The sequence below is a fragment of the Kitasatospora sp. NPDC059817 genome, assembly GCF_042731835.1.
Classification (GTDB): domain Bacteria; phylum Actinomycetota; class Actinomycetes; order Streptomycetales; family Streptomycetaceae; genus Kitasatospora.
In genome coordinates this window covers 1-2,960 of sequence record NZ_JBHWIR010000096.1, presented here as the reverse complement: position 1 = coordinate 2,960, position 2,960 = coordinate 1, and the positions used below count along the sequence as shown (strand labels likewise).

At 75.7% G+C, this 2,960-nt stretch carries 3 protein-coding genes; 2 read left to right on the top strand and 1 reads right to left on the bottom strand.

Features of this window, described 5'->3' with window-relative positions:
* The first annotated feature begins 264 nt into the window (after positions 1-264).
* The gene (locus ACFV61_RS20960; RefSeq protein ID WP_350885688.1) at positions 265-1,140 is read left to right on the top strand and encodes a GNAT family N-acetyltransferase; all 876 of its coding nucleotides are present in this window, start codon (positions 265-267) and stop codon (positions 1,138-1,140) included.
* A gap of 70 nt (positions 1,141-1,210) precedes the next feature.
* Positions 1,211-1,762, top strand: coding sequence for a GNAT family N-acetyltransferase (locus ACFV61_RS20955; RefSeq protein ID WP_063347629.1), 552 nt, complete (start codon positions 1,211-1,213; stop codon positions 1,760-1,762).
* Positions 1,763-1,782: 20 nt separating this feature from the next.
* On the opposite strand, the gene ACFV61_RS20950 is transcribed toward ACFV61_RS20955, so the two are convergent.
* Positions 1,783-2,706, bottom strand: a complete 924-nt coding sequence (locus ACFV61_RS20950) for an aminoglycoside phosphotransferase family protein (protein WP_380493207.1) — start codon at positions 2,704-2,706, stop codon at positions 1,783-1,785.
* Positions 2,707-2,960 lie beyond the last annotated feature (254 nt).

Here is a 2,960-nt window from a genome sequence, read left to right as displayed (position 1 = left end):
CCCCAACAAACCCCCCCCACCCCCACCCCCCACTCGGTGGTGTGGGTGGGGGTTGTTTTTTTACTCACCCCCCCGGCGCCGGCGGGGGGGGGGGCCCCCCCCCGCCCCCCCCCGCGGCCGTAGTCGGGTGGCCCGCGGCCGTAGTCGGGTGGGGCCACGGTCGTAGCCGGGTGGGGCCACGGTCGTAGCCGGGTGGGGCCACGGAGTAGGGTGCGGCCAGATTCGTCTCAGTGAGGTGCTGTCTCGATGCTCGATCGAGGTGTGATGCTCCCCGGCTCGTTCCAGGCCGCCCGCGCCCTGGCCACCACCCGCGTGCTGGAGCCCCCCGACCTCGCGGACGCCTTGGAGATCCTCCACCGCGACCCGGTCGCCAACTCCTTCGTCGCCACCCGGGTCGAGGCCGTCGGCCTGGACCCCTGGCGGCTCGGCGGCGAGATGTGGGGCTGGTACGACGGGGACGGTGCCCTCGCCGCGCTCTGCTACGCCGGGGCCAACCTCGTCCTGGTCGACGCCGGGCCGGAGGCCGTCGCGGCCTTCGCCGAGCGGGCCCGCCGGCAGGGCCGCCGCTGCTCCTCGATCGTCGGCCCGGCCGGGGCCACCGCCGCCTTCTGGGCGCTGCTGGAACGTAGTTGGGGCCCGGCCCGCGAAGTCCGCGCCCACCAGCCGCTGTTGGCCACCGCCGTGCCCTCCGCCGAGATCGCGCCGGACCCGCTGGTGCGGCGGGTGCGGCGGGAGGAGATCGACGCGCTGATGCCCGCCTGCGTGGCGATGTTCACCGAGGAGGTCGGGGTCTCCCCGCTGGCCGGTGACGGCGGCCTGCTCTACCAGGCCCGGGTCGCCGAACTCGTGTCCGCCGGGCGGTCGTTCGCGCGTTTCACCGAGGACGGCGAGGTCGTCTTCAAGGCCGAGATCGGCGCCGTCACCGAGGGCGCCTGCCAGGTCCAGGGCGTCTGGGTCGCCCCCGGGTACCGGGGCCGGGGCCTCTCCGAGACCGGCATGGCCGCCGTCCTCGACCTCGCGCTGCGCGAGATCGCCCCGGTGGTCTCGCTCTACGTCAACGACTTCAACCTGCGGGCCCGGGCCGCCTACCGGCGGGTCGGCTTCCGCGAGGTCGGCGCGTTCATGAGCGTGCTGTTCTGAGCCCGCCCCCCGGGAGTTCGGTTCCGATCTTCGCCCGCGCCGGCGGCCCACGGGTAGTAACGTCCGAGGCATGGATCAGCTGACCGGGGTGACGATCGAGGCCATCGACCTTGCGGCCTGGGCGCCGCAGGCGCTGGAGGTCCAGGCGGTGGCGTTCGGCCTGACGGCCGAGGAGGTCGCCGTCCGGCTGCACATCGTCGGCCGGCACGCCCACCAGCCCGGGGTGATCGCGCTCGGCGCGATGAGCGGCGGTCGGCTGGTCGGCTTCGGCTACGGGATGCCCAACCAGCGCGACCACTGGTGGAGCACGGTGATCGAGCCCTACCTGGACGCGCGCGGCCACGACGCCTGGCTGGACGACGTGTTCGCCGTCACCGAGCTGCACGTGCTGCCCGAGTACCAGGGCCAGGGCGTCGGCTCCCGGCTGATCCGCACCCTCTGCGAGCGCTCCGGGCTGGAGCGCAGCATCCTCTCCGCGATCGACGCGGAGACCCCCGCCCGGCGGCTCTACCGGGCGCTCGGCTACCAGGACCTCGCCCGTGCGGTGCGCTTTCCCGCCACGGACCGGCTGTACGCGGTGATGGGGGCCCGGCTTCCGCTGCGCGGGCCGGGTGAGGCGTAGGGCGTGCCCCGGGGCTCGCGCTACAGCGCCCCGGCGAACTCCAGGTAGAGCTCGGCGTCCTCCCGGCGGCCGGCCGCCAGGGCCCGCAGGGCGAGGTCGACGGCCCGGAACAGCGTCCAGCCGCGCAGCCGTTCCCGGTCCACCTCCAGCGCGTCCGCGAGCTGGTGCAGCCGGCGGCGGACGGCCGCGGCCACGCCGGGGGAGCCGACCAGGGTGTCCGCCCGGTCCAGCGCCAGCCGGGCCAGGTCGAAGGCCCGCTCGCCGGCCAGCGGGCGCGGGTCGATCGCCAGCCAGGGCGCCCGGTCGGCGGCGAGCACGTTGCCGTGGTGGAAGTCCCCGTGGAGCAGGAGGGTCTCGGCGGCGGAGCCGGCCAGGCCGTCGGCCGTGTCCAGGGCCTCGGCGATCAGGGGCTCGGCCTCGGCTGCGCCGGGCAGGGCGCGGTGCCCGCGCAGCCGTTCCGCGGTGTCGGCGGTCCGGGCCGCGAGGGTCGGGAACGGGTGGTCCTCGGGCAGGGCGCTCCAGAGCCGGTGCAGCAGGCTGGTCGCCTCCAGCATCGCCTTCGCCTCGGCGAGCGAGCGCAGCGGGATGTCCCCGTGCAGCCGCTCCAGCAGCAGGACGCCCTCGGCGGGGTCCGCGTCCAGCAGCAGGACGGCTCCGCGCCCGGCCCAGTGGGCGAGCGCCGCGTGCTCCAGCGCGGTCTCGGGGGTCCGCAGGCCGGTCTTGAGGACGGCGGGGGAGAGGTCGTCGCGGTGGACGTAGGCGACCAGGCTCAGGCTGCCGCCGGGGTCGAGCACCCGCTCCAGGGTGAGGTCCCAGCGCGCCAGGTGGGCGGCCACCCGCGCGGGCAGCCCGGCCAGCCACTGCCGGCCCGGTTCGCCCTCGCTCGCCGCGACGCCGCGCGCCAGCCAGGCGGGGACGGTGATCTGCGGTGCTGCTCCCGACATGCCGACCTTCCGGTTGACGCTCCCCCGTTGGTGTTACCCGTCCATTGTCGGCCATGAACGGGAAACCGCAGGTCAGCGCCGCGGGCCCTAGGGCGTGTCTTCAAACCCCCGCCTGCGCGCCGACGCCGGGGCACGCACCTCGCCGCGTTGTCGTCAGTCGCCGATGCTCCGCATGGACTCCCTCCTCCGCCTTGCGATGCACGCACCCCAACGCCGCCACGCCCGCCCTCCGGGCCGCCGACGGGGGGTGGTAG